Annotated in this window: 19 protein-coding genes; 11 read left to right on the top strand and 8 right to left on the bottom strand. The window is 58.2% G+C overall.

All coding sequences use genetic code 11. The features are described from left to right. Positions 1-147 precede the first annotated feature (147 nt). The 3 genes from ACR0ES_RS16140 to ACR0ES_RS16150 form a co-directional block, all read right to left on the bottom strand. Positions 148-429, bottom strand: coding sequence for an SCP2 sterol-binding domain-containing protein (locus ACR0ES_RS16140; protein WP_480559322.1), 282 nt, complete (start codon positions 427-429; stop codon positions 148-150). Positions 430-508: 79 nt separating this feature from the next. Next, positions 509-913, bottom strand: a complete 405-nt coding sequence (locus ACR0ES_RS16145; protein WP_480871296.1) for a DUF1810 domain-containing protein — start codon at positions 911-913, stop codon at positions 509-511. Positions 914-945: 32 nt separating this feature from the next. Continuing rightward, positions 946-2172: an argininosuccinate synthase gene (locus tag ACR0ES_RS16150; RefSeq protein ID WP_209506894.1), complete on the bottom strand. Its 1227-nt coding sequence runs from the start codon at positions 2170-2172 to the stop codon at positions 946-948. Positions 2173-2314: 142 nt separating this feature from the next. On the opposite strand from ACR0ES_RS16150, the gene ACR0ES_RS16155 reads away from it, so the two are divergent. After that, positions 2315-3076, top strand: a complete 762-nt coding sequence (locus tag ACR0ES_RS16155) for a hypothetical protein (RefSeq protein ID WP_480482510.1) — start codon at positions 2315-2317, stop codon at positions 3074-3076. A gap of 58 nt (positions 3077-3134) precedes the next feature. Further along, a complete protein-coding gene (gene ilvA / locus ACR0ES_RS16160) occupies positions 3135-4361 on the top strand; it encodes a threonine ammonia-lyase IlvA (protein WP_480871286.1) in 1227 nt (408 codons plus the stop codon). Here ilvA and ACR0ES_RS16165 read toward each other — a convergent pair. After that, positions 4358-4687 carry an Hpt domain-containing protein gene (locus ACR0ES_RS16165; protein ID WP_209506897.1) on the bottom strand — a complete coding sequence of 110 codons (330 nt, stop codon included), beginning with the start codon at positions 4685-4687 and terminating at the stop codon, positions 4358-4360. The genes ilvA and ACR0ES_RS16165 overlap by 4 nt on opposite strands. A 145-nt stretch (positions 4688-4832) precedes the next feature. On the opposite strand from ACR0ES_RS16165, the gene ACR0ES_RS16170 reads away from it, so the two are divergent. Then, the gene (locus ACR0ES_RS16170; protein ID WP_480871287.1) at positions 4833-6107 is read left to right on the top strand and encodes a PP2C family protein-serine/threonine phosphatase; all 1275 of its coding nucleotides are present in this window, start codon (positions 4833-4835) and stop codon (positions 6105-6107) included. Here the strand turns inward: ACR0ES_RS16170 and ACR0ES_RS16175 are convergent. Next, positions 6104-6547 carry an NUDIX hydrolase gene (locus ACR0ES_RS16175; RefSeq protein ID WP_267363745.1) on the bottom strand — a complete coding sequence of 148 codons (444 nt, stop codon included), beginning with the start codon at positions 6545-6547 and terminating at the stop codon, positions 6104-6106. The two genes, ACR0ES_RS16170 and ACR0ES_RS16175, sit on opposite strands and share 4 nt — an antisense overlap. A gap of 76 nt (positions 6548-6623) precedes the next feature. Between ACR0ES_RS16175 and hslO the strand changes: the two genes are divergently transcribed. From hslO to ACR0ES_RS16215, 8 genes are all read left to right on the top strand, one after another. Next, positions 6624-7610, top strand: coding sequence for an Hsp33 family molecular chaperone HslO (hslO, locus tag ACR0ES_RS16180; RefSeq protein ID WP_480538373.1), 987 nt, complete (start codon positions 6624-6626; stop codon positions 7608-7610). Next, entirely contained in the window at positions 7603-8199 is a 597-nt protein-coding gene (locus ACR0ES_RS16185; protein ID WP_480482502.1) for a CoA pyrophosphatase, read from the top strand. Before hslO ends, ACR0ES_RS16185 begins: the two co-directional genes overlap by 8 nt. Then, on the top strand, positions 8196-9350 hold the full coding sequence (locus ACR0ES_RS16190) for a CCA tRNA nucleotidyltransferase (protein ID WP_480773045.1): 1155 nt from the start codon (positions 8196-8198) through the stop codon (positions 9348-9350). The genes ACR0ES_RS16185 and ACR0ES_RS16190 overlap by 4 nt, the downstream gene beginning before the upstream one ends. Before the next feature lie 191 nt (positions 9351-9541). Further along, positions 9542-11380, top strand: coding sequence for an ABC transporter ATP-binding protein (locus ACR0ES_RS16195; RefSeq protein WP_480773046.1), 1839 nt, complete (start codon positions 9542-9544; stop codon positions 11378-11380). After that, positions 11377-13209 (top strand): ABC transporter ATP-binding protein, encoded by a 1833-nt coding sequence (locus ACR0ES_RS16200; protein WP_480871288.1) that lies wholly within the window; start codon positions 11377-11379, stop codon positions 13207-13209. Before ACR0ES_RS16195 ends, ACR0ES_RS16200 begins: the two co-directional genes overlap by 4 nt. 39 nt (positions 13210-13248) lie before the next feature. Continuing rightward, the gene (locus ACR0ES_RS16205) at positions 13249-14478 is read left to right on the top strand and encodes a class I SAM-dependent RNA methyltransferase (RefSeq protein ID WP_480871289.1); all 1230 of its coding nucleotides are present in this window, start codon (positions 13249-13251) and stop codon (positions 14476-14478) included. A 21-nt stretch (positions 14479-14499) separates the two neighbouring features. Continuing rightward, entirely contained in the window at positions 14500-15285 is a 786-nt protein-coding gene (locus ACR0ES_RS16210; protein ID WP_480486945.1) for an ion transporter, read from the top strand. Between the two features lie 60 nt (positions 15286-15345). Then, on the top strand, positions 15346-15864 hold the full coding sequence (locus ACR0ES_RS16215) for a L,D-transpeptidase family protein (RefSeq protein ID WP_480871290.1): 519 nt from the start codon (positions 15346-15348) through the stop codon (positions 15862-15864). On the opposite strand, the gene ACR0ES_RS16220 is transcribed toward ACR0ES_RS16215, so the two are convergent. Genes ACR0ES_RS16220 through ACR0ES_RS16230 form a run of 3 tightly spaced genes read right to left on the bottom strand, consistent with a single transcriptional unit; the run spans position 15848 to position 19989 of the window. After that, a complete protein-coding gene (locus tag ACR0ES_RS16220) occupies positions 15848-17299 on the bottom strand; it encodes a nodulation protein NodH (RefSeq protein ID WP_480559204.1) in 1452 nt (483 codons plus the stop codon). The two genes, ACR0ES_RS16215 and ACR0ES_RS16220, sit on opposite strands and share 17 nt — an antisense overlap. A 6-nt stretch (positions 17300-17305) precedes the next feature. Continuing rightward, entirely contained in the window at positions 17306-19006 is a 1701-nt protein-coding gene (locus tag ACR0ES_RS16225) for a DUF5927 domain-containing protein (protein WP_480773050.1), read from the bottom strand. After that, positions 19003-19989 carry a glycosyltransferase family 2 protein gene (locus tag ACR0ES_RS16230; protein WP_480773051.1) on the bottom strand — a complete coding sequence of 329 codons (987 nt, stop codon included), beginning with the start codon at positions 19987-19989 and terminating at the stop codon, positions 19003-19005. Before ACR0ES_RS16230 ends, ACR0ES_RS16225 begins: the two co-directional genes overlap by 4 nt. Between the last annotated feature and the right edge of the window lie 110 nt (positions 19990-20099).

Raw genomic sequence — 20099 nt, forward strand, 5'->3', positions numbered from 1 at the left:
AAACGGCCCACTTGAAAGGCGGGCGAAACCACCGTTCATTTGCGACGGATCCTGCGCGACTGGTATCTCGAAGCGGAACCGCAGCACACCGCGGGTGAGACCGCCAGTCTGGCTGGACTTGGACCAAAGGCCAGCATTGCGCCGAAATCAGCCCAGCAATTGCCCCAGCTTCATCGCAACACTCATATTGCCCGAGATCTTGAGCTTGCCCAAAGCAACGCCGGTCATCGGGTTCAGCTTTCCGGTCAACAGCTTGGTCAGGTTCTCCTGCGAGATGCGGATTGTGCAATCCGTGTCCCGGTCCTGCGTCGATGCCTGATTGTCCGCCAGAACAATCACACCGTCCGCGCCACAATCGAACTTCAGTGAACCGTCAAAGCTTTTGCCGCTCAGCCCTTTTTGAATTCCATCGGCGATGTCCTGAAGCATTCGGGGTCCTTTCACGGTTTCCGAATGCGTAATGCGTCAGGTGCCGAACAGGCAAGGCTGACCCAACTGGAACTTCTGATCACGATGCGCCGAGGATCTGAACCGTCCGGTCACAAGGCTTACCGCCATAGAAGGCGTCCAGAACAGCACGAAACTCGGGCGGAGCATCTGCCACAGATGAAAACAATGTCATCGAAGACCGCAGCTTTTTCGCGTCAATTCCGCCCAGAATGTCGCGGGCATCGCGCCCCGTGTGCAGCAGCATCAGCGAGGCCGTCTGCCTAAGCCGGTCGCGCAGTTCCGGGTGGTTCAGATAGCGTGTCGCCTCGTCCAGATCTTCAATGCCGTAAAGCTGCGCCATATGGGACTGGCCCAGCTCGGCCAGTTGCGGAAACACGAACCACATCCAGTGGCTGGTTTTCTGCCCCTGTTCAAGTTCGCGCAGGACATCGGTCCAAACCGTGTCCTGCGCCTCGATGAACATGTCGAGTTCGTCGTCGGTATCGTCTTCGTCGATCACTTGGACAGGCGCTTGTTCCGAGCAGCCAGCAGTTTCAGACGCAGCGCATTCAGCTGGATAAAGCCTGCCGCATCTTTCTGATCGTACGCACCTGCATCCTCTTCGAAGGTCACATGTGCCTCAGAGTACAGCGAATGATCCGACCAGCGGCCCACGGTCGAGGCCAGACCTTTGTACAGTTTCACGCGGACGGTGCCGGTGACATGCTCTTGCGACCTGTCGATGGCGGCTTGGAGCATCTCGCGCTCGGGGCTGTACCAGAAACCGTTATAGATGAGTTCCGCATATTGCGGCATCAGCTGGTCTTTCAGATGCATCGCGCCACGGTCCATGGTGATGGATTCAATGCCACGGTGCGCTTCCAGCAGGATGGTGCCGCCGGGTGTCTCGTAGATACCGCGCGACTTCATGCCCACGAACCGGCCTTCGACCAGGTCCAGACGGCCAATACCGTGCTTGCCGCCATATTCGTTCAGCTTGGTCAGGATCGTGGCCGGGCTCATCGCCTCACCGTTGATGCTGACGGCGTCGCCTTTTTCAAAGCCGATCTCGATAAATTCAGGCTCATTCGGGGCGTCCTCGGGGTGGACGGTGCGCTGGTAGACATAGTCGGGGGCCATATCGGCGGGGTCTTCCAGAACCTTGCCCTCGGATGAGGTATGCAGCAGGTTCGCATCGACCGAGAACGGCGCCTCACCACGCTTGTCCTTGGCAATCGGAATCTGGTTCTGCTCGGCGAATTCAAGCAGCTTGGTACGGCTGGTCAGATCCCACTCGCGCCAGGGGGCGATCACCTTGATGTCTGGGTTCAGCGCATATGCCGCCAGTTCGAACCGCACCTGATCGTTGCCTTTGCCGGTTGCACCATGGGCGACAGCATCAGCACCGGTTTCGGCAGCGATCTCAATCAGGCGTTTCGAGATCAGCGGCCGCGCGATCGAAGTGCCCAGCAGGTACAGACCTTCATATTGCGCATTGGCACGGAACATCGGGAAGACGAAATCGCGGACGAATTCCTCGCGGATATCCTCGATATAGATGTTCTCGGGCTTGATCCCCAGCAGTTCGGCCTTTTGGCGCGCGGGCTCCAGCTCCTCGCCCTGACCCAGATCGGCGGTGAAGGTCACGACCTCACAGCCATACTCGGTCTGCAGCCATTTCAGAATGATCGAGGTATCAAGGCCACCGGAATAGGCCAGAACAACTTTCTTGGGCGCGGACATCTGACTTCCCTTTATGCGTAGAACGATTGGCCCCTAGCGGGTTTTGGACGCGGGGGCAAGTTGGTGCGCGTTGACGAAGGCCGGGAAATGAGGTGAAACGGAGGGAAAGAGAACAAGGATTGGTTGAGAGGGCAGTTTTAGGATGCTGGGCTACAAGATTTTTAGGCATGCGGTTTTAATGCTTTTGGACAACATATCAGTCGCGTTGAGATTAAGCTTTTTTCCGTTTCTTGTTTTAGGCACCGCATTCTATTTTTTGACTATTTTTCAGACGGAAAGTTTGCCGGAGACCGATAAACTCTCTCCGATGTTGGGCGTGTCTCTAGCTGGCTTTGTACTCGCAGTCCTCTATTTGATCGTACTGGTTTGGGTGGCCGTAGGCTGGCATCGTTACGTACTTCAGAACGTTGAACCACATCTCGCGTGGCCAGTATGGGACGGAGACCGTATGTGGGCCTATGGCGGCGCATTTCTTCGGATTATCCCATTGAGCATTCTACTGAGTCTTGTCGCTGTTTTTATTTTTCTGGTGCCTGCAGCCGTTTTTTATGATGGCGGGGTGTCAACTGATGACGGCACCTTTCTTGGTTTTTTGCTTGGTGTCGTCATTTCGTACATTTCGTTTAGGCTTTCGCTCGTGTTACCGGCTGCGGCAGTTGGGGAATTTATGAAAGTTCCAGATTCGTGGCGCAAAACCAAAGAGTTCTCTAAGCCGATTTTTGTTGCCGCACTTTGTGTTGGAGTTCTTACAGCAATACCGAATTTGTTGCTACATACACCTCTGGCCCCAATCATAGGCAGCTTTGTCTATTTCCTAGTTGCGCAATGGTTTCTGCTCATGCTGGGCGTCAGCATCATGACGGCCCTTTACGGTTTTGTCGTCGAGAAGCGCGAACTACGCTGACGCCCGTACACATATGTATTCCTTGCCCTTATCACGCTGATGGGGCAGGGAGGCGGGCATGACCGACTTCATGACCCGCGCCCGCGCCGCCGAAGAGGCGATGCGCTCTGTCTTCCCGGCAACGCCGTTGCAGCGCAATGCCCACCTGTCCGACCGTTATGGGGCGGATATCTGGCTCAAGCGCGAAGACCTGAGCCCGGTGCGCTCCTACAAGATTCGCGGTGCCTTTAACGCCATGCGCAAGCAACAGGGACAGAACCTGTTCGTCTGTGCCAGCGCGGGCAATCACGCGCAGGGCGTGGCCTATATGTGCCAGCATATGGGGGTCCGGGGCGTGATCTTCATGCCGGTCACGACGCCTCAGCAGAAGATCCAGAAAACGCGTATCTTTGGCGGGGATAACGTCGAGATTCATCTGATCGGTGACTATTTCGATGACACACTTGCTGCCGCTCAGGCATGGTGCACGCAGCAGGGCGGATATTTCCTGTCACCTTTTGACGATGCCGATGTGATCGAAGGGCAAGCCTCGCTGGCGGTTGAAATCGAAAGGCAGATGGGCGGTGCGCCCGATCACGTTGTGCTTCCCGTGGGTGGAGGCGGCATGTCCGCCGGTGTCGCCACATGGTTCGGGGACCGCACCCATTGCCTGTTCGTCGAACCGGCCGGAGGGGCCTGTCTGCGCGCAGCCCTGGCGGCGGGGCATCCTGTTTCGCTGGATTATGTGGATACCTTTGTCGATGGCGCGGCGGTCGGGCGGATCGGTGAAAAGCCGTTCGAGTTGTTGAAATCACGCCACCTGTCGGACGTTCTGGTCCTGTCCGAGGATCGTATCTGCGCCACCATGATCGAGATGCTGAATGTCGAAGGCATCGTGCTGGAACCTGCGGGGGCGCTGGCGATCGAGGCAGTAGGTGATATCCAAAGCTTTGTGCGCGGAAAGACCGTGGTCTGCCTGACATCCGGCGGCAATTTCGATTTCGAACGCCTTCCCGAGGTCAAGGAACGTGCGCAGCGGTATTCCGGTGTGAAAAAGTACTTCATCCTGCGCCTGCCGCAGCGACCCGGCGCCCTGAAGGAATTCCTGAATATTCTCGGCCCCGAGGATGATATCGCGCGGTTCGAATACATGAAGAAATCGGCGCGCAATTTCGGTTCGGTTCTGATCGGGATCGAAACCCGCAAGCCCGAAAACTTCATGCGCCTGTTTGCCCATCTGGACGATGCCGGGTTCACCTATACCGACATCACCGAGGACGAGACGCTGGCACAGTTCGTGATCTAGTTCAGGTTCTCATTCAGCTCGGCTTCAAACATGGTTTTCGAGCTGTCGAAAGCAGCCAAAAGCGCTGGCAGATCAACCTCGGCCCCTTGCCCTGCTGCGGCCTGCCGTTCCCCATCCTGGCAGAGTTTCGAGAATTGATCGAACCCTAGGCTCAATGCGCTGCCTTTCAGGAAATGCAGGTTCTGCTCCAGTTCGGCCCGGTTGGTGTCGCGGCGCAGGCGGGTGATCACGTCCTGCACTTCTTCCAGAAATATCTCGACCACCTCATCGAATTCCTCGGGGCCGACTTCATCCCGCAACTGCCTGACTCTGGCCCAGTGGATCATGATGTACACCAGCTAATGAATGGTCATGGTTCTGAATAGACGCGCCCGGTAAAAAGCAGGTTAACGGGGCCACTCTTCACCGGATGTTAAATCTGTCGGCGATAGGGTCGTCAAATGTGACGAAACTCATCAGAGCAAAGGGTAAATGGTGCCGGGGGCGAGTCTTGAGGAAACCAGACCTGATCTGGATTTCGGCGCGATCCGCACGGTGCTGGTCGTGGATGACAGCCGCCTGCAACGGCGCATTCTGGTGGCCTCGCTCAGGAAATGGGGGTTCGAGGTGATCGAGGCCGAGACAGGCCATGCCGCTTTGGCGCTTTGCGTCGATAATCCGCCCGATCTTGTGCTGAGCGATTGGGTCATGCCGGGGATGAGCGGGCTTGAATTCTGCTGTGCCTTTCGGGCTTTGGAAACGGATCAATACAGCTATTTCATCCTTCTGACATCCAAAAGCGAAAAGCAGGAGGTCGCGCGCGGTCTGGATGCCGGGGCCGACGATTTTCTGATCAAGCCGCTTGAGGCGGACGAACTGCGCGCCCGGATTTCAGCTGGTGCGCGCATTCTGGACATGCAGCGCGAGCTCTCACAGAAAAACCGCCTGATCGAATCCGCGCTCGAGGAACTCAGGCTGGCGCATGACGCGATCGACAAGGACCTGATGCAGGCGCGGAAAATTCAGGAATCGCTGGTTCCCGAACTGACCCGGACATTCGGCAAATCGCGGGTCAGTCTGTTGCTGAAACCTTGTGGTCATATCGGCGGTGATCTGGTGGGGATGTTCTCGCCCGGGGTGAACCGGCTTGGGTTCTACAGCATCGACGTATCCGGGCATGGCATCACCTCGGCCATGATGACGGCGCGATTGGGGGGGTATCTGTCCAGCAAGCATTTCGATCAGAACGTCGCAATGGAGCGGAGGTTCGACAAGTTTTATGCACTTCTTCCGCCGAAATACGTGGCTGAAACGCTCAATTCCCGCCTGATGGCCGATGAAGGTATCGAAGAGTATTTTACGATGGTTTACGCCATCGTCGACCTGCGCAATGGGCATCTGAAAATGGTACAGGCCGGGCATCCGCACCCCCTGCTGCTGCGGCAGGGTGGCCGCGCCGAGTTTCTTGGTGACGGAGGCTTGCCCATAGGATTGATCGAAGATGCGCGCTTTCAACAAGTCGAGACGCAGATGCAGCCCGGCGACAAGCTGCTGTTGTACTCGGACGGGTTTACCGAATGCCAACTGGCTGGTGGTGGCTTGCTGGAAGAAGACGGTTTGCGTCAGATGGCCCAACAGAGCATGTCGGAAAGGGGCGGGTCAGAGTTTCTGGACGACATGTTCTGGCGTTTGACGCAAGTGATGTCACCCAAAGACAGCATCGGCGATGATGTCTCGGCCGTCTTTTTTGAATATAACGGACCTTAAAGCGACCCGAGATGCAATTCAGCAAAGTGCCGGTCACCGTCATTTCCCAGTAAACCGACGGCGTCAGCAGTTTCCATCCACAGCGCTTCGTGAAACGCCTCGGTCGGCGGGCCTATGCGTCGCACGGGGCGGGCGCGATAGATCAGGCAGACCTTCTCGGCCCACAGGTCATATTCCGGCATATAGGTGAAGCGCCGAAAGGCACCAATCCGCCGGGGCGCCGCAATAAGCCACCCGGTTTCTTCAAAGACTTCGCGATGCAGGGCGGTAACGGGTGATTCGCCCGGATCAATACCTCCGCCGGGCAATTGCAGGTCGGGTCCGGGTTCTGTCTGGCAGGTCAGCAAAAGGTGACTTCTGCGGGGCAAAAGTGCATAAACACCGACCCGTCGCGTGTATTTCCGCCCCGGCTCTGGGGTTTCACCGAACCGCCTGATCATGTATGGCCCCTTACAACCTAATCTGTTCGACCTATATGGTGCCGGTATGCCAACCTGTGGCGCGTAAGGAAACCCCATGTCTCTTGGAACGAAAATCGCGTGGGACGATACCGTCCTGCCCTTTCAACTCGATGTATCGGATATGCGTGGCCGAGTGGCCCGTCTGGATGGTGTGCTGGATGGTATCCTGAAGCAGCATGACTACCCCGAACAGGTCGAGGCGTTGGTGGCCGAGATGGCCCTGCTGACCGCATTGATCGGGCAGACGGTTGCGCTGCGCTGGAAGCTGTCGTTGCAGGTGCAGTCCAAGGGGCCGGTGCGCATGATTGCGACCGACTATTACGCACCCAAGGCCGAAGGTCAGCCTGCGCAGATCCGGGCCTATGCCAGCTTTGACCGTGACCGGCTCACCGATACGGCCCCCTTCGATCAGGTGGGCGAAGGGTATTTTGCCATCATGATAGACCAGGGCGAAGGCACGCAGCCCTATCAGGGTATCACGCCGCTGACCGGGGCCTCTCTCAGCGCCTGCGCTGAGGCCTATTTTGCACAGTCCGAGCAGCTGCCAACCCGGTTCTCGCTGAGCTTTGGCAAATCGACCGAGCCCGGCGTGGATGAACATTGGCGTGCCGGCGGCATCATGTTGCAGCATATGCCCAAAGCTTCGCCATTTGCCGCCTCGGGTGAGGGCAATGGCGAGATCCTGACCGCCAGCGATCTGGTCGACGGTGAAGAGGGCGAGAACTGGGGCCGGGTCAATATCCTGCTGGACACAGTCGAGGATCTTGAGCTGATCGGTCCTTCGATTGCGCCGACTGATTTGTTGGTCCGGTTGTTCCACGAAGAACAGCCACGGGTCTTTGATGCGCAGTCCGTGCAGTTTGGCTGCACCTGTTCCGAAGACCGGGTACGGCAGAGCCTGTCGATCTATTCGGCAAAGGACCTCGAAAAGATGACGACGCCCGAAGGTCAGGTCACCGCCGATTGCCAGTTCTGCGGCGCACACTATGTGCTTGACCCGTCAACGGTTGGCTTTGAAGCCGAAGACCGAAAGGGTGCTTGACCCGATTGAACAGATCCGGACGGCGCTGCGCCGTCCCGGTCACGGGTCCAGCGATTTTGACCTGAACCCGGATACCGTCCTGCCACCCGGCCGCCGCCTGCGCCCGGCGGGGGTTCTGGTTGCAATCTCGCTTGCGGATGACACCCCTCGGGTGATCCTGACGAAACGGTCCTCGGCCCTCAAGCATCATCCGGGTCAGATCGCGTTTCCCGGTGGCAAACAGGACGAAGGGGATGCGGATGTCACGGCAACGGCCCTGCGCGAAGCACAGGAAGAGATCGGCCTTCCCGCGGACCTTCCCGAAATTCTGGGTTACCTGCCGACGCATGAAACTGTCACTTCATTCACGGTCACACCCGTGGTGGCCGTTCTTCGAAAGGGATTTCAACCTGTTCCGGAACCCGGCGAAGTCGACGAAGTTTTTTCGACCCCCCTTGCGCATCTCTTGAATCCCAAGAATTATCTGGTGGAATCGCGCCGTTGGCGCGGACAAAAACGCAGATATTACACAGTTCCGTACGGCCCTTATTACATATGGGGTGCGACGGCCCGCATATTGCGCGGGCTTGCAGCGCGGGTGAATGAATGATGCAGATTGAGGAGCTTTGGGTCAGCGAACCGGCGACCCAAAAGGTATGCGCCGCCCTGACCTCATCCGGGGCGCAGGCGCTTTTTGTGGGTGGGTGCGTGCGCAATGCGCTGCTGGGCGCGCCGGTGTCGGATATCGACATTGCCACTGATGCCCGGCCTGAACAGGTTGTCGAGATGGCGCAGGCTGCCGGCCTCAAGGCCATCCCCACCGGTATCGACCATGGCACGATTACAGTGGTCAGCGCCGGTATCCCGCACGAGATCACCACTTTCCGGCGTGACGTCGAAACCGATGGTCGCCGCGCTGTCATCGCCTTTTCCGATCACGTCGAAGAAGATGCTGCGCGGCGCGATTTTACCATGAATGCACTTTATGCAAGGCCCGATGGCACTGTGTTAGACCCGCTTGGCGGGCTTCCCGACCTTCGGGCCCGGCGGGTGCGGTTCATCGGTGAAGCAGAGGACCGCATTCGCGAAGACTATCTGCGGTCACTGCGCTATTTCCGGTTTCACGCATGGTATGGCGACCCGGATGCCGGTTTCGACCCGGACGCGCTGGCTGCCATTGGTGCCAATCTTGACGGGCTGACCTCGTTGTCGCGGGAACGCGTCGGGGCGGAACTGCTGAAACTGCTGGGCGCGCCTGATCCGGCCCCGGCCATTGCGACGATGCGCAGCACAGGCGTATTGGCGCAATTGCTGCCAGGCGCGGATGACCGGTCACTGGCACCTCTGGTCGCTTTGGAACATGCGGCAGGTGCCGAGTCGAACCCCCTGCGCCGTCTGGCGGCCATCGCGACGCCCGATGACGCCGCAACCCTGCGCCTGAGCCGTTCGCAACTGCAACGCCTGACCGGAATGCGGACCGAAGCGCAGTCAACCACCAGCGTGGCTGAACTGGGCTATCGGTATGGTGACGAAGGCGGGTTGAACAAAACCCTTTTGCGGTGCGCGTTTTTCGAACAGCCCTGGTCCGAAAGCTTCAGACAGGACCTGCACGCAGGCGCAGCCGCGCGTTTCCCAATACAAGCCAAAGACCTGATCCCCGGGTTTACCGGCCCGGCGCTGGGCCAAAAGCTGGCCGAGCTTGAAAGCCGGTGGATCGCGTCGGGTTTTGCGCTGTCGCGCGAGGACTTGCTTGCAAGTTAATGTTTAGTCTCAAAAGGGGATGACAACTTTGGTCCATTGTGGTTAGGTGCGCCCGTCACATGGATGGAGGAATGCGAATGTATTACGGGATCTGGTTCGGCTAAAGCCGGGACACTTGCCCCGTAAAGGGTGGTGTTCAGGCGCCATCTGTCTTCGCACGTCTTTATCTCTGCTCAATCGGAGCACACTCCATGTTTCGCTATTTCGAAAACCTTGTTGACCCTTTTGTCGCCTATCATGAGGCTGACGCGCCGCCGACCCGGCTGTGGCCGTTTCTGCTGGACTATTCGCGCCCGTTCTATCGGGTGTTTGTCTGGGCTGCGCTGATTTCCATTATCGTCGCCGGTGTCGAGATTGGGTTGATCTATTATATGGGTCGTGTCGTTGACCTGTTGGGCGGCACACCAACCGAGGTGTGGCAGAACCACGGGACCGAGCTGCTGTTGATCGCGGCCTTTGTCCTGTTTCTGCGCCCTTTGTTGCATCTGGTCGACGTACTGATCCTGAACAACACGATTCTGCCGAACTTTGGCACTCTGATCCGCTGGCGCGCCCATAAGCACGTTCTGCGTCAGTCGGTTGGCTGGTTCGAGAATGATTTTGCCGGGCGGATTGCCAACCGGATCATGCAGACACCGCCCGCAGCGGGTGAGGTGATCTTTCAGGTCTTTGACGCGATTTCCTTTTCACTGGCTTACCTGATCGGGGCGGCAATCCTGCTTTATGCGGCGGATGCGCGTCTGCTGATCCCGCTGCTGATCTGGTTTGCGTTCTACGCGATGCTGGTGCGCTGGACGGTTCACCGTGTCGGGCCGGCGTCCAAGGCGGCATCCGATGCGCGGTCAACCGTTACGGGCCGCGTCGTGGACAGCTATACAAACATTCATTCCGTCAAGATGTTCGCGCACGGCCCGCAAGAGCTGGACTATGCCCGCGAAGCGATCGAGGAAACCCGCCGGACATTCCAGATCGAGATGCGGATTTTCACCATCATGGATGCGGTTCTGGTCACCCTGAACGGGGTGCTGATCGTGGGTGTCGTGGGCTGGGCAATTGCCTTGTGGATGCAGGGTTCCGCTTCGGTTGGTGTCGTCGCGGCAGCAACCGCACTGACCCTGCGCCTGAACGCCATGACCGGATGGATCATGTGGGCGCTGACCAGCTTCTTCCGCCAACTTGGTATCGTGGCCGAGGGGATGGAGACCATCGCGCAACCCATCGACCTGCTTGACGCGCGCGAAGCCAAACCCCTGCGGTTGACCAGGGGTGAGATCCGGATTCGCGATCTCTCGCACCATTACGGGCGCGAGGCCGGTGGGCTTGACCACATCAACCTGACCATTCAGCCCGGCGAAAAGGTCGGTCTCATTGGGCGGTCGGGTGCCGGGAAATCGACCCTGGTAAAGCTGCTTTTGCGGTTCTATGACATCGAACGCGGTGCCATTCTGATCGATGATCAGAACATTGCGGGTGTCACACAGGACAGCCTTCGCAGCCATATCGGCATGGTCCAGCAAGACAGTGCGCTGCTGCACCGGTCTGTGCGCGACAACATCCTTTACGGCCGCCCGGACGCGACCGAGGCGCAGATGATTGCCGCAGCCAAACAGGCCGAAGCGCATGCGTTCATCCTTGACCTGCAAGACCCGCAGGGGCGCACCGGGTATGACGCGCATGTGGGTGAGCGGGGCGTAAAGTTGTCCGGTGGTCAGCGGCAGCGGGTAACGCTGGCCCGCGTAATCCTGAAGGACGCACCAATCCTTTTGCTGGACGAGGCGACATCGGCGCTGGATTCCGAGGTCGAAGCGTCAATTCAGGAAACGCTCTACGGAATGATGCTGGGCAAGACCGTGATTGCCATCGCGCACCGGCTCAGCACCATTGCGCAAATGGACCGCATTCTGGTGATGGATGGTGGCCGCATTGTCGAAGAGGGCGCGCATTCTGATCTGTTGGCACAAGGCGGCCTTTACGCGCAGTTCTGGGCGCGGCAATCTGGCGGCTTCATGAACCCGGAGGCCGCTGAATGAAGATCGCCGATCTCATCTATCCGTTCAGGACCACTGAAACGCCCCCGCCACAGACATTGGGGGCGTTTATTCGCTGGAGCATTTCGGGCGCTTGGCCCATGCTGTTTGTCGCCGCGTTCTTTTCGGCCCTGGCAGGCGCGATGGAGGCTGGAACAGCGTGGATTCTGGGGCGAGTGATTGATGTTGCAACATCCAGCGGGCCCGAGCATTTCATGACCGCCGGGAATATGTGGATGATCTTTGGGGCGGTGGTGTTTTTCATGTTGCTGCGCCCGATCCTGTTTGGGCTGTCTTCGATTTCCAACAACTATATCGTGATGCCCAACATCACGCCTTTGGTGCTGGCCAAGCTGAACCGCTGGACGCTGGGCCAGTCTGTCACCTATTTCGACGATGATTTCGCCGGGCGCATCGCCCAGAAACAGATGCAAACGTCGAACGCCATGGCCTCGGTCGTGTCCGAAACGATCAGTGCGATAGTGTTTGCCTTGGCGTCGCTGGTGGGCTCTTTGCTTTTGTTAGGGTCTATTCATCCTTTGGTGATGCTGCCTTTTGCGGCCTGGTTAGTGGTCTATTTCCTGCTTGTGCGCTGGTACCTTCCGCGTATTCGCATGCGCTCGGCCGCACGCGCCGGGGCGCGGGCGATGGTTTCGGGGCAGGTGGTTGACACGATCACCAACATCAAAACCGTCAAGCTTTTTGCACACTCGGATTTCGAAGATCAGGCCGCGCGGCATTCAATGGTCGAGCTGCGGAAAAAATCACTGGCGTTCGGCAAGCTGTCGGCCAGTTTCCGGTTCGTCCTGATGGCGCTTGCCGGCATTCTGCCTGTTCTCCTGCTGGGGGCGACGCTGTGGTTATGGCAGTTCGGAATGGCAACCGCAGGTGACATCGTTGCCGCTGGCGCGGTGTCGGTTCGCATTTCGCAGATGACCGGATGGGTCAGCTTCACGTTGATGGGCCTCTATGCCAATGTGGGCGAGATTGAAAACGGGATGAAGACGCTGGCCAAACGGGACAGGGTCGAAGATGCGCGCAGCGCGAAGGATCTTGATGTGACCGAAGGGTCCATCACGTTCGAAGATGTCAGTTTTGCATACGGCCGGGATGTGGGCGGTGTTACGGACCTGACGCTTACCGTGCAACCGGGCGAGAAGCTGGGAATTGTCGGTGCCTCAGGGGCGGGCAAATCAACGCTCGTTTCGCTGCTTCTTCGGCTCTATGACAGGGAAAACGGTGCTATTTGCATCGACGGGCAGGACGTGTCGCAGGTCACGCAGGACAGTTTGCGCCGCCAGATCGGCATGGTCACGCAGGAAACGGCGATGTTCAACCGGTCTGCCCGCGAAAACATCCTCTATGGTCGCCCGGACGCGTCCGAGGCCGAGTTGATCGAAGCAGCAATCAAGGCCGAAGCGCATGACTTCATCCTGAGCCTCAAGGATGGCCATGGCCGCACCGGCTATGACGCTCATCTGGGCGAGCGTGGCGTAAAGCTCAGCGGTGGCCAAAGGCAACGGATCGCCCTTGCACGCGCCATTCTCAAGGATGCGCCAATTTTGGTTCTGGACGAAGCAACCTCAGCCCTTGATTCCGAGGTCGAGGCGTCGATTCAATCGGCGCTTCATCGGGTGATGCAGGGCAAAACCGTTCTGGCCATCGCCCACAGATTGTCGACGCTCAGCGAGATGGACCGGATCATCGTTCTGGATCAGGGGCAAATCGTGGAAACCGGAACGCACGAGGATCTTTTGGATCAGGGCGGGCTTTATGCCCGGTTCTGGCATCGGCAATCTGGTGGTTTCATTCAGGCGGAAGCTGCCGAATAAGGGTTTTGTTGAACCCAAAGCCCGGCTATCAGGCCCCTCATGACGCAGAAATACACAATCACCCGGCTCGGCCATCAGGGCGACGGCATCGCTGATGGGCCCATTTACGCTCCGCGCACCCTTCCGGGTGAGGTTGTCAGCGGCACCCTTGTTGATCAGGTGCTGACCGATATCCGCGTCGAAGTACCGTCTGATGTCCGGGTGAAAGCCCCGTGCCGCCATTACAAAGCCTGCGGCGGCTGTCAGCTGCAACACGCCTCCGACGCGTTTGTCGCCGACTGGAAGCTGAGCATTGTCCGCAACGCCCTGTTCGCGCAGGGGGTTGAGGCGCCGATGCGTCCGACACACACATCTCCCGAACACTCACGCCGACGCGCCACGATTGCCGTCAGGCGGACCAAGAAAGGTACATTGGCCGGGTTCCATGGACGTGCATCGGATACGATCACCGAAATCCCGGATTGCCTATTGCTTGACCCGGCCCTGATCGCCGCAATTCCCGTGGCCGAGGCGCTGGCGGTTCTGGGCGGCAGCCGCAAGGGCGTCTTGGCCGTCACGCTCACCCTGTCCGAAGGCGGGCTGGATGTGGCCGTCAAGGGCGGCAAGCCCCTGGATGGGCCGCTGGAACTGGCACTCGCGCAGGAAACCGAAAAACATGGTCTGGCGCGGCTCAGCTGGGATGGTGAAGTGATCGCCATGCGCCACGCTCCGGTTCAGCGCTTTGGGGCCGCCGCCGTCACGCCACCACCCGGTGCCTTCCTTCAGGCGACCAAGGACGGAGAACAGGCTCTATTACAGGCCGTTTCCGAGGCAACACGGGGTGCGAAACGAATTGTTGACCTGTTTGCGGGCAGCGGCACATTCTCATTGCCTCTGGCAGAAAAAGCCGAGGTTCACGCGGTCGAAGGTGCCGCGGACATGGTGCAGGCGCTGGATCAGGGCTGGCGCAGGGCGCAAGGTCTGAAACGCGTGACGACCGAGGCCCGCGACCTGTTCCGTCGTCCATTGATGCCGGATGAACTGAAATCGTTTGACGCAGTCGTTCTGGACCCGCCCCGCGCTGGTGCCGAGGCACAGGTGGCCGAGCTGGTACAGGCCAGACGCCCGGTGATTGCCTATGTCTCGTGCAACCCCGTCACCTTCGCGCGCGATGCAAAAATATTGGTTAACGCTGGCTATACCCTTGAATGGGTGCAGGTCGTTGACCAGTTTCGATGGTCGTCACATACGGAACTTGCTGCGCGGTTTACCCTGAACGCCGCATCTTGATCAGACAGGAGAAAGCGACCCATGGGTTTCAGACAGCGTCTGCTGAACATCATCGAAGCGCCTGCATTCGGGCAATTCATAACGGCTGTCATCATCTTTAACGCAGTGCTTTTGGGGATGGAGACGTCGCCGACCCTGATGGAAGCCGCCGGGCCGCTGATCGTGATGCTGGACAAGCTGTGCCTTGCGATCTTTGTGGCGGAAATCGCCATGAAGCTGACCGCGACCGGACGCAGGTTTTTCACAAACGGCTGGAACAATTTCGATTTCCTGATCGTCGGCATTGCGCTTGTTCCCAGCGCCGGAGGTCTTTCCGTTCTGCGAGCCCTGCGAATCCTGCGGGTATTGCGCGTGATTTCCGTTGCGCCAAGACTGCGCCGGGTGGTTGAAGGGTTCATCTCGGCCCTACCGGGAATGGCCAGTGTTTTCCTGCTGATGGCAATTCTGTTCTATATCGGTGCCGTGATCTCGACCAAGCTGTTCTCGGCAACCTTCCCGGATTGGTTCGGCGATCTTGGCCTGTCGGCCTATACACTGTTTCAGATCATGACGCTTGAAAGCTGGTCGATGGGGATCGTCCGCCCGGTGATGGAGGTTTATCCCTATGCCTGGCTGTTCTTCGTCCCCTTCATTATGGTCACAACCTTTGCGGTGGTGAACCTATTGGTGGGTCTGATCGTAAATTCCATGCAGGACGCGCACCATGCAGAGGATGAGGTCAAAACTGATGCGTATCGTGATGAGGTTCTGGAACGCTTGGAGAGCATCGAGCGGCATCTGACCGAAAACTTGAACATCAAAAAGTGATTTCAGTTTTCGCGTTTTTTGGCATAATAAGCCCCAAAAAAACAAAGCAGGCAGTGAAACATGGATCGTCGAGCATTCGGATTGGGGGCGGTAGCAACGCTGGGCCTATCGGCTTGTGCATCAGCCCGACCAAATTTTCTGACTTATGATGGGCCCGAGGTCACCTCGCTGGTGGTCAACAAGGGCGCGCGCAAACTTTATTTGTTGCACCACGAAAAAGTCCTCAAGGAATATGATGTGGATCTGGGATTTGCGCCGCAGGGCACAAAAACCAAACGCGGAGACGGCCGCACGCCCGAAGGAAGTTACCTGATCGATCGGCACAACCCCAACAGCCGGTATCACCTGTCGCTGGGCATTTCGTATCCCAACTCTCAGGACATCGCCAAGGCTAAGGCTGCGGGAGTTGATCCCGGTGGGGACATCTTCATTCACGGGCAGCCAAATCTACGATCCGAGTTCAAACGCGCCAAGAAAACTCCGGATTGGACCGCGGGATGCATCGCGGTCAAGAATGACGAGATCGAAGAAATCTATGCGATGGTCAACCGAGGGACGCTGATCACCCTGCGCCCTTAGGGGGCACAGGCGCCCACGCTGCAATCCCGAATGTTTCATAGTCGTGCTGGTAGACCTCGGATGCCAGCGCTTCAAGCTGTTCGTCATAGATCTGATCCAGCGTAAACGGAACATCTTGCGCGCACGGGCCGGGAACCGGCGGATTGGGGTGGCCTGTTGAGCGGGCCAGATCCGGCAGAGCCGTGGTCAGCTCTTCTTCCCGCAGAATCAGGTCCGGCATCAAAAAGCTGGCAATACCATCCAGCGTGCGGGACTGGCTGCACCACGTCCCGTCAACGCGGATCGGCGTCTGACCGTTGAGGTTCATGCGCAGGAACCCGAGGAACGCCAGAAACGCATCCCGATGCTGTTCGACCGAGTAATTGGTGTCGCGCACCTGCCCGGGGATCGGCAGGTCAAGGCGGTTGCGCAGGTAATTGCGAACCATCTTGTAACTGCCCGGCCCGGTATCCAGAATGTACTGGCAAAACGCCGAATGCGCCCGTGCCAGTGGGTGGCGCAACACGGTGAACTTTCGGTGTCCGGGGTGGTCTTGCATCCAGGCGCGGATTTCCTTGCGGTTCCGGTTTGTGACCAGATCGTCCGCAGAACAGCCATCCAGCTCGGCCATCCATTGCGCGATAACAGGCTCTATTCCGCCGCGAATGGGCAAATACATCAAATTTGATCTGGCTGCGGCGATATATTGCGGTACCGCCGCCCCTCGGTTTGGCTCGAAACGGGTGGGCTGGTGCAATCCGAACCTGTCCAACCTGGACAGGGCGTCTTGCATCTCATCGGGGTTGGTGACCTTCGATACGGCAGGTGCCGGGTTTTGCGGTTTCAGAGTGTCGTCCAGCTTGCTCAGCCGCGCCTCAACCCCCAGCCATGCGGCCAGACCGTTCAGAACGTCCAACTCGGCCAGGTCGTCATAGGTGATGAAAAAGGCAGTCTGACCGGTTTTCTGTAAATGCCGCTGCAACATGTGTTGGTGGCCGTGGACCTGATCGAGATACTCAGAAAACTCAAGCCCGTCGAACGCAACCTGGGCATCGACGCGGCGCTTCACGTTCTTCAGCAGCCATTGCTGCGTGGCGCGTGCGATTTTCAGGGACAGAAAACTGTCCAGCGGATTGCGTGTGAGAATGATCTTGGCACAGCGTGGATCGTTCAGCACTGGCTTCAGAATGCGTGGGTCATGGTCCTGGAAATACCGAAAACCGTTCAAGTCGCCCGGTGCCGACCGGATTGCCTTCAACAGTCGCATCGGATCTGCATCGCGGTCTTCCAGCGACAGACCCAGAAGGGTATCGGACTTCAGGTTGCCGGCAAAATGCGGGTTAAAGGCTTCGCCATGACAGGAAACCCCGTCCAGCGCGTTCAGATTGGCCTCAAGAAGGTTCGACCCTGTGCGCATGGCAGCCAGAACAACGAAGTAATCAAAATTGGCTGGCATGGGTAATTACTGCACCAGATAGGGTTTGCGATAGGGTTTCGTCTGACGGCCGAACACATCGTCCGAAGGAAAATCGCCCATCAGGTAAGGGTGCATACCCTGGTTCTTGAGGTTTTGCAGGAACTTCCCGAAGCCGGACAGATCGACCATTGTGGGCGCTTCTGTCAGGTGGCTGGACTGATGCGCGCCAATCTCGTCCAGGATTGTCTGCAGGGGCTCCATCGGTGCTTCAAGGAAATCGGCCAGCGACCAGCTGCGCATCCGCGCCTTGGTCCAGACCGAGGTCAAAACCTCAAGCTGTTTGGTTTCGATCTGTTGCAGACGCGCGGCCTCGCTCCGGATGTCCGAGAAGTTCAGGTTCGACCGGAACAGCGGAATTGCCCAGGCCCCTGTGATGACCGAGATTTGCGCATTCTTGTCCCGCGCTAGAAACCAGTTGATGTCCTGCGTGTCGCGGGGGCTGAACTGGAAACACTGGCGTTCGCCGCGTGTGTTCCAGATCAGGTTCGACAGAAAGGCCGTTGGATTGTAGTCCCGCAGCAAAGCACAATCGCTGAGCGCACCGTTTGTGATGGTTTCACCCTTTGCAAATTCCGCACGCTCGGGTCCGAACAGGTGCCCGTGCACGCGTGTGCCAGTGGCCGCGGCCAGCCAATCTTCGAAGTCTTCAAACAGTTCGGAAAAGCCCTGAAATACGGAATAGGGTGACGAGGTAAGGCCGTTTTCACTGCCGTGCCGGGGAAACCGGCTTTGCATGTACAGCCCGTCACGCCCCCGCGTCCGCCGCTCGACCGCCTTGGAAAACACCCGGTCAATCTTGCCGGGATTGGGTTCGGCCGGTTTCATCGCACTTGCCTGATCGGTCAGAAACGCCTGATACAGCCGTTCCGCACGGGGCCAGATCTTGCGGGCAACAAAACAGTCTGACCGCCGCAGCAATTGCAGATGATCGTCGTAGAAGATGTGCGGGCGGCCCTGATAGTCGAACTTGGACAGGGTCAGGGATCGGCTCTCGATATGTGTGGAATACAGCCGCGCCAATGTCTGGAAATAGCTTTCATCCGGAATCCACACATGGCGGAAGTAGCTGTCATATTGTTTGCGTTTGGGATCCTGCAAAATGGCAGACAGTGTTTGACGGGTCAGGCACCACCACTGGCTGCCCATATGCGGAACCAAACCGTCGGGGATTTTCCGACGAAACCCGACCGCGCGCTGAAGCTTTACATATGCGTCGAACAATCCGCGCTGTTTTCGCCAGGAAAACGGGAACCGCAGCGTAAACCGTTCATGATCCAACCCGCCGATTGTCCAGCTGACATCAGACGTTGTCGCGCTTTCGATGAAATCGACACGGGGCCGGTCGGCCAGATAATCGATCAACTCCTGAACCGGGCGCAGCGGCAGGCAGGCCCCCGACGACAGGAAGACGTGGCGCGTTTCCGGAAATTGCTCCAGCATCAGTTCGGACGCGCTTTGTGAGGCGGCAACGATGCCCCACCCGCCCCAGTCGCATTGATGCCGGTCAGAAAATGCGATCCGGGGGTTGTCGGAACAGGACGCGACGCATCGCGCAAATTCTTCACCGGGCACCTTGCGATCCACATGGATCACAACCGGGCATCCGGCAGCGGTCCAATGACGCGCGACCTGTTCGGCCCGGTCCAGCGAGGTATGAACCAGCATGACGATGCCCAGACCGCTCATGCCCAGTTTCCTTTTGACATCAGGCCCAGAATCTCAAGCTGCCGCCAGTTGATATAGGCCTCGGACCACTCGCACCAGAATATGGGTTTGTCTTCAAGCTGTTTGGCATAGACCTCGTATTCACCCGAACCGCCATAGTGCTGGCCGCGTTTTAATTCTTCGCGCGCCTTGTCGCCAAGGGTGTCGATCAGCTTGGCATGAAGCAACGAGCCGCTGGCCTTTTCCCCACCCCATTCGTCGTACACCTGATTCAGCCCGCGCGGCAAAAGCGAGTGGGTCGAGCTGACATAGACATACCGCCGATCCCATTTGACCAGCGGGATCTTGTTCAGTGCCGGGGCTTTGGATGGCTTGTCGCGAAAGAACACACGCGCCCGCGCACCCCCCTGAATCCACAGGTTCTTGTAATCCGGGTTCTTGGTGATCGTGTAATTCCCCGGATCGAACCACCGCGCAATCTCAAAGGGATCCTGCCCCTCGCGATAGGTTTCGGCATCCACGGGTCCTTCGGGGTACATGTCGATCAGCATGGTGCCGAAGCTGCGTACGGCACTTCCGTCCAGCCAGTCTGTCAAGGCGCGGATCGGGCGGGTGTCGCAGAAGGGGTAGATGAAAAACTCATCCGGGTCGACGCTCAGAACCCAATGTCCATGCGCGTATTTGCGCAGAATGTAATTTGACCAGTCCAGACCATAGCTGGCACGTTTGTAGCTGGTAGTCGTCCGCCAGACCGATACATCGGACTGCTGTTTCAGGAATTCAAAACTGCCGTCATCGCTGTCATTGTCGATGAACAGAAAATGGTCGATACCCAGTTTGCGGTAATATTCCAGAAAATAGGGCAGCCGAATTTTCTCGTTTCGCACAACGCTCATCAACAGGATATCGTCGCGGCGGATGGCAGACGTGTTGTTGCTGGCGGGCTTAAGTTCGCGCCGACGTCTGAGGCAGCGCAGAATACGGCGCTTGCGCCGCAATCTCATCTTGTATGAATCAAACAGGCTCACGCGACTGCCCAACCTTTATTATGACGCGAGCTTTCCCCGAACCCGCCGCGACCGCTGGTGCGACAGGACATTGTCGGTTTATGCCA

The sequence above is a fragment of the Ruegeria sp. N7 genome, from assembly GCF_056531345.1.

Bases quoted from the DNA above. Each gene is read 5' to 3' on its own strand.
- ACR0ES_RS16195 (WP_480773046.1), top strand. From the start codon at position 9,542: ATGTTTCGCTATTTCGAAAACCTTGTTGACCCTTTTGTCGCCTATCAT.
- ACR0ES_RS16215 (WP_480871290.1), top strand. From the start codon at position 15,346: ATGGATCGTCGAGCATTCGGATTGGGGGCGGTAGCAACGCTGGGCCTA.
- ACR0ES_RS16140 (WP_480559322.1), bottom strand. From the start codon at position 429: ATGCTTCAGGACATCGCCGATGGAATTCAAAAAGGGCTGAGCGGCAAA.
- ACR0ES_RS16210 (WP_480486945.1), top strand. From the start codon at position 14,500: ATGGGTTTCAGACAGCGTCTGCTGAACATCATCGAAGCGCCTGCATTC.
- ACR0ES_RS16190 (WP_480773045.1), top strand. From the start codon at position 8,196: ATGATGCAGATTGAGGAGCTTTGGGTCAGCGAACCGGCGACCCAAAAG.
- ACR0ES_RS16175 (WP_267363745.1), bottom strand. From the start codon at position 6,547: ATGATCAGGCGGTTCGGTGAAACCCCAGAGCCGGGGCGGAAATACACG.
- ilvA (WP_480871286.1), top strand. From the start codon at position 3,135: ATGACCGACTTCATGACCCGCGCCCGCGCCGCCGAAGAGGCGATGCGC.
- ACR0ES_RS16225 (WP_480773050.1), bottom strand. From the start codon at position 19,006: ATGAGCGGTCTGGGCATCGTCATGCTGGTTCATACCTCGCTGGACCGG.
- ACR0ES_RS16205 (WP_480871289.1), top strand. From the start codon at position 13,249: ATGACGCAGAAATACACAATCACCCGGCTCGGCCATCAGGGCGACGGC.
- ACR0ES_RS16230 (WP_480773051.1), bottom strand. From the start codon at position 19,989: ATGAGATTGCGGCGCAAGCGCCGTATTCTGCGCTGCCTCAGACGTCGG.
- hslO (WP_480538373.1), top strand. From the start codon at position 6,624: ATGTCTCTTGGAACGAAAATCGCGTGGGACGATACCGTCCTGCCCTTT.
- ACR0ES_RS16150 (WP_209506894.1), bottom strand. From the start codon at position 2,172: ATGTCCGCGCCCAAGAAAGTTGTTCTGGCCTATTCCGGTGGCCTTGAT.
- ACR0ES_RS16155 (WP_480482510.1), top strand. From the start codon at position 2,315: ATGCTGGGCTACAAGATTTTTAGGCATGCGGTTTTAATGCTTTTGGAC.
- ACR0ES_RS16170 (WP_480871287.1), top strand. From the start codon at position 4,833: ATGGTGCCGGGGGCGAGTCTTGAGGAAACCAGACCTGATCTGGATTTC.
- ACR0ES_RS16145 (WP_480871296.1), bottom strand. From the start codon at position 913: ATGTTCATCGAGGCGCAGGACACGGTTTGGACCGATGTCCTGCGCGAA.
- ACR0ES_RS16220 (WP_480559204.1), bottom strand. From the start codon at position 17,299: ATGCCAGCCAATTTTGATTACTTCGTTGTTCTGGCTGCCATGCGCACA.
- ACR0ES_RS16200 (WP_480871288.1), top strand. From the start codon at position 11,377: ATGAAGATCGCCGATCTCATCTATCCGTTCAGGACCACTGAAACGCCC.
- ACR0ES_RS16165 (WP_209506897.1), bottom strand. From the start codon at position 4,687: ATGATCCACTGGGCCAGAGTCAGGCAGTTGCGGGATGAAGTCGGCCCC.